This window comes from Mesorhizobium sp. P5_C1 (genome assembly GCF_054049815.1).
The window spans coordinates 1-4,594 of sequence record NZ_JBFULQ010000441.1; the positions used below are offsets into that span (position 1 = coordinate 1).

Sequence of the window (4,594 nt, forward strand, 5' to 3'; positions counted from 1 at the left end):
GGGGACACGGAGCATCGCTTTCCCGCGCCTCAACGCGTTCTCCTACTGGATGTATCTCGCCGGCGGTTTGCTGTTGTGGATCGCCTTTGTGCTGGATACGGGACCGGATGTCGGTTGGTTCGCCTATGTCCCGCTCTCCGGTCCCCAATATGCGGCCGGGAAGCGAGCCGACATCTGGGCACAGATGATAACCTTCACCGAAGTCTCCGCGCTCGCCGTCGCCGTCGAGATCGTAGTTACCGTCTTCAAGCAACGCGCGCCAGGAATGTCCCTGGACAGGATCCCCTTGTTCGTCTGGTCGATGCTGGTCACGTCGTTTCTTGTCATCCTGGCGATGCCGGCGATCATGATCGCGAGCACGGCCCTTATCCTCGACCGGCTTGTCGAAACACATTTCTTCAATCCGGCCGCAGGCGGCGACGTCCTGCTGTGGCAGCACCTGTTCTGGTTCTTCGGCCACCCGGAAGTCTACATCATTTTTCTGCCGGCAGTCGGGATGGTGTCGACCGTCGTCGCGACGTTCACTCGTCGACCAGTGTTCGGCTATCTGGCGATGGTGATGGCGTTAATCGCTACGGGTATCCTGGCATTCGGACTATGGGTCCATCATATGTTTGTGGCCGGCCTTCCCCGGCTTGGAGAAAGCTTCTTCACGGCCTCGAGCATGGCGATCGCGGTCCCGGCGGGATTGCAGATATTTTGCTGGCTGGCGACGATGTGGGCAGGCAGGCCGACCTTCAAGACGCCGTTCTTGTTCGTCATCGGCTTCATGGTCATATTCGTCATTGGCGGCCTCACCGGCGTGATGGTGGCGTCCGTCCCGTTCGACACACAAGTCCACGACACCTATTTCGTAGTCGCGCACTTTCACTATGTCCTGATCGGTGGCGCTGTGTTTCCTCTGCTCGGCGCGATTTATTACTGGTTTCCCAAGGTGACGGGCCGGATGATGAGCGAGACCCTCGGTCGCTGGGTGTTCGGTCTGATCTTTGCCGGCTTCAACCTGACCTTTTTTCCCATGCATATTCTCGGGCTGCGCGGCATGCCGCGCCGCATCTACACCTACCAGCCCGAGATGCCATGGTCCGGCCTGAACATGTTCATCAGCCTAAGCGCCATCATACTTGCCGCCGGCTTCCTTTTGTTTTTCGTCGACGCCATACGCAGTGCCCGATCAGGTACCGTTGCGCCATCCAATCCGTGGGAGGCCTCGACGCTGGAGTGGACGACCTCGTCGCCGCCGCCGCCATACAACTTCGCCCGGCTGCCGGTGGTCGGCAGCCTCGAGCCCCTGTCTGACGACCCAAAGTCGCTAGCCGTCGTTTCGGGCCTGCGCGTCGACCGTCGTGAACTGGTGGTCAGCAGCGTCGTCGAAGCGCGTCCGGAAGCGCGGGAATCGTCGTCCGGGGACTCGATCTGGCCACTATGGGCAGCACTTGCCACCTCCGCGACGTTGATCTGGTCGATATTCACCCCATGGGCGGTTGTGTGGGGCTCGCTACCAGTCGCGATCGCACTCATTGGCTGGTTCTGGCCAAAGGGCACGCCGGAAGACGAGTCATGAAGAAAAGCGTCGCTCTCGACCTAACGGAACTTCCGCCCCATGGCCTCGGCACGGCGAGTGTTTCCTGGTGGGGAACACTCGCGTTCATGCTCATTGAAGGGACGGGCTTCGCTCTTTCGATCGTCGTCTATCTCTATCTCATGAGCCTGGCACAGCACTGGCCCCTGGATGCCCCACCACCTGATCTGCTCGCCGGAACGACCCTGACGGCTCTTCTGGTGGCGAGTCTTGTCCCCAACATCCTCCTCGCCCGCTGGGCGCGAGCCCAGGATTTGTTGAAGGTTCGTATCGGCCTGATTGTCATGTCCCTGCTCGGCCTAGTACCGCTGATCCTGCGCGCGTTCGAGTTTCCGGCAATGCATATCAAGTGGGATCAGAACGCCTACGGGTCGATCGTGTGGGTGATGCTCGGCCTGCACACCACACATATCGTGACTGATCTGGTCGAGACGCTGGTGCTGACCTGCCTCATGTTTTCACGCCATGGCGACAACGGGCGCCGTTATGGGGACGTCAGCGACAACGCGATGTACTGGAACTTCGTGGTGGCGACTTGGTTGCCCATGTATGCCTGCCTGTATTGGGTCCCACGCCTATGACCAACGTCAAGCTTCGATACGCCGGACTCCTTATACCGCCTGTGACCTGGGCGCTCAGCACTCAGCTTGGACAAATCACGCCCTACATCGATTGCCGCCAGACTGTTTCCTGGACGGCGGCCTCTTCCGGCATACTTCTCGTCGTCTCGACTGCAAGCCTCGCTACAGCATGGGCCACTTCAGCGGGATTGGCCAAGCCAGCCCGGTTTATCTTTGATACAGGTTTTCTGATCGCACTGGCGTTTGTCTTTGCGCTGTCGTTGCAGGGGGCGGCCACTATGCTGCTTGACCCATGCCAGCGCTGATCGGCGCCACGATTTCTTTCATGATCGCCACCCCGGCAATGGCGCACTGGGATGAGGCCCATGGTTCTGGAATTCCATGGACATTTGATCCTTGGATCGTCGTGCCTCTTGCAATGCTTGCCGCGCTGTACGGCATTGGCACCGTGAAACTGGGCTGGCGAAGCAGACGGAGCTTGCTCATCCGTGCCTTGCTGTACTGGGGCGGCATACTAACCCTGGCGGGTGCACTGATTTCGCCGCTTCACTGGCTTGGAGAGCACCTTTTTACCTTTCATATGATCGAGCATGAGATCGTCATGGCTATCTCAGCCCCCTTGATCGTGCTCGCGCGTCCGGTTGGTATCCTGCTGTGGGGATTGTCCGGACGAGCGCGTCACATCGCTGGGTCACTGATGCGTTCACCCCTGATACGCGGGACATGGGACTGGTGCACGAGCGCCACAAACGCCACCATCATCCATGGCGTCGCCATCTGGGCCTGGCACATGCCGGGGCTGTTCGATGCGGCCTTGACCAACACGACCCTGCATCGCCTTCAGCATCTCAGCTTCTTTGCGACAGCGATATTGTTCTGGTGGGCGATTGTCTGGCGAAGCGATTACGGCGCCTCAGCCTGGCACCTGTTCGCGACCATGATCCATACCGGCGTTCTTGGCGCCTTGATGGCGCTCGCGCCACGCGTGCTTTATCTCGCGCAGACCCAGGCCGCGAAGGCTTGGGGATTGACGCCCTTGGAAGACCAGCAATTGGCCGGCATGATCATGTGGGTGCCAGCTGGCACGATCTATGCGGCAGCGGCAATGACCATGCTGGCGCTCTGGATTCGTCGCTCAAGCGAAAGAAGGCCGCAAAATGCCTGATCTGCTTGCGTCTCCCGCTGGCCGCGCCACCTTGACGGCTGTTCTTCTTCTGGCGGCATCGGCCGCTTTTGTCACGGCCAACATCACGCGCGACAACCTCACCCGGGTGACCCTAGCCAAAACGATGACCGGCGGCGATCCAGAACGCGCTCCAGAAATCTTTCGCCGCTACGGCTGCTCCGGTTGTCACACCATCGCCGGCATACCGGGCGCGGACGGCCAGACCGGTCCCCCGCTCACCGGACTGTCAAAGCGTGTGTATATTGCGGGCGTGCTGGAAAACAATTCCGACAACCTGATCGCATGGATTGTTTCGCCCCGGACCTTCTCCCCACAGACGGCGATGCCGGCAACTGGCATCTCGCAACAGGAAGCCAAAGACCTTGCCGCGTATCTCTACGCCCAATGACCTCTGATGTGCTGTGACGTCAGGACAAGAAACCGCTTCGCATTTTTCCTGGAATCGCTTCAAGGATGTGGCGTGGCAATCGGTGCGAGACCTTTGATATAACGTGCGATGGCCTGGCGGTCGCCGTCAGGCAGCATTGCCGTATTGGCCACGACATCGGCCATGGAAGATCCCACGCGACCGTGGTCGGGAGTCTCGCCCGTTTTGAGCATCGTGGCGATGTCATTCTCGGTCCATCCGCGCAACTTGTCCTGGGTGATGTTTGGCACAAATCCCGTACCTTGCGGATCGATACCACCGGCAAAGCGAATGTCCGGTTTGATTGCGCCAAAAGCGTTGCGGGTGGAATGGCACTCGGAGCAGTGTGCGACGGTCTCGACGAGATAGGCACCGCGATCATGCACGGAGTCTCCGTCGAAATGCGCAGAGGTTGAGCCTTCGCGAAAGAACATCATTTTCCAAATTCCGACCGACCGCCGGATGCTGAACAGGATCGCGGGACTATGCGGCGGCGCACGTCCCGCTACCTTGGGAAGCGTCTTGAGATAGGCACTAAGATCCCTAATGTCCCCGGCCGTCATACCCGTAAAGCTCGTAAAGGGAAAAGCGGGATAGTAATGYTCATGCCTTGGCGAAACGCCGCCGATGAGCGCATTTGCCAGGTCGGTGACGCTCCATGCGCCGATACCATCGACGGGATCGGGGGAAATGTTGGGAGGCCGAAAGGTCCCGAATGGTGAAGCGAGCGCCATACCACCGCCAAGCCTCAGCCGGTCGGGCTGTCCAGGTGTAGCATGACATGAACCGCAATCTCCGGCATTGAAGACGATCTCACCATGCGCGACATCGCCCGGGCC

The 4,594-nt window shown here is 59.8% G+C and carries 6 protein-coding genes; 5 read left to right on the top strand and 1 reads right to left on the bottom strand.

Annotated elements, in window-relative coordinates; genetic code table 11:
* The 5 genes from ACXJ7R_RS25315 to ACXJ7R_RS25335 form a co-directional block, all read left to right on the top strand.
* On the top strand, window positions 1-1,564 hold a 1,564-nt coding region (locus ACXJ7R_RS25315; RefSeq protein WP_457154211.1), incomplete at its 5' end, for a cbb3-type cytochrome c oxidase subunit I.
* Window positions 1,561-2,163 (top strand): cytochrome c oxidase subunit 3, encoded by a 603-nt coding sequence (locus tag ACXJ7R_RS25320; protein ID WP_457154212.1) that lies wholly within the window; start codon window positions 1,561-1,563, stop codon window positions 2,161-2,163. The genes ACXJ7R_RS25315 and ACXJ7R_RS25320, both read left to right, overlap by 4 nt.
* Window positions 2,160-2,468, top strand: a complete 309-nt coding sequence (locus tag ACXJ7R_RS25325; RefSeq protein WP_457154213.1) for a hypothetical protein — start codon at window positions 2,160-2,162, stop codon at window positions 2,466-2,468. Before ACXJ7R_RS25320 ends, ACXJ7R_RS25325 begins: the two co-directional genes overlap by 4 nt.
* Window positions 2,456-3,328: a cytochrome c oxidase assembly protein gene (locus ACXJ7R_RS25330; RefSeq protein ID WP_457154214.1), complete on the top strand. Its 873-nt coding sequence runs from the start codon at window positions 2,456-2,458 to the stop codon at window positions 3,326-3,328. Before ACXJ7R_RS25325 ends, ACXJ7R_RS25330 begins: the two co-directional genes overlap by 13 nt.
* On the top strand, window positions 3,321-3,737 hold the full coding sequence (locus ACXJ7R_RS25335; protein ID WP_457154215.1) for a c-type cytochrome: 417 nt from the start codon (window positions 3,321-3,323) through the stop codon (window positions 3,735-3,737). The genes ACXJ7R_RS25330 and ACXJ7R_RS25335 overlap by 8 nt, the downstream gene beginning before the upstream one ends.
* Window positions 3,738-3,796: 59 nt before the next feature.
* Here ACXJ7R_RS25335 and ACXJ7R_RS25340 read toward each other — a convergent pair.
* Window positions 3,797-4,594: c-type cytochrome (locus ACXJ7R_RS25340; RefSeq protein WP_457154216.1), on the bottom strand; the 798-nt coding region annotated here is incomplete at its 5' end.

Coding starts and splice junctions, on each gene's coding strand:
- ACXJ7R_RS25330 (WP_457154214.1), top strand. CDS start 2,456: ATGCCAGCGCTGATCGGCGCCACGATTTCTTTCATGATCGCCACCCCG.
- ACXJ7R_RS25335 (WP_457154215.1), top strand. CDS start 3,321: ATGCCTGATCTGCTTGCGTCTCCCGCTGGCCGCGCCACCTTGACGGCT.
- ACXJ7R_RS25325 (WP_457154213.1), top strand. CDS start 2,160: ATGACCAACGTCAAGCTTCGATACGCCGGACTCCTTATACCGCCTGTG.
- ACXJ7R_RS25320 (WP_457154212.1), top strand. CDS start 1,561: ATGAAGAAAAGCGTCGCTCTCGACCTAACGGAACTTCCGCCCCATGGC.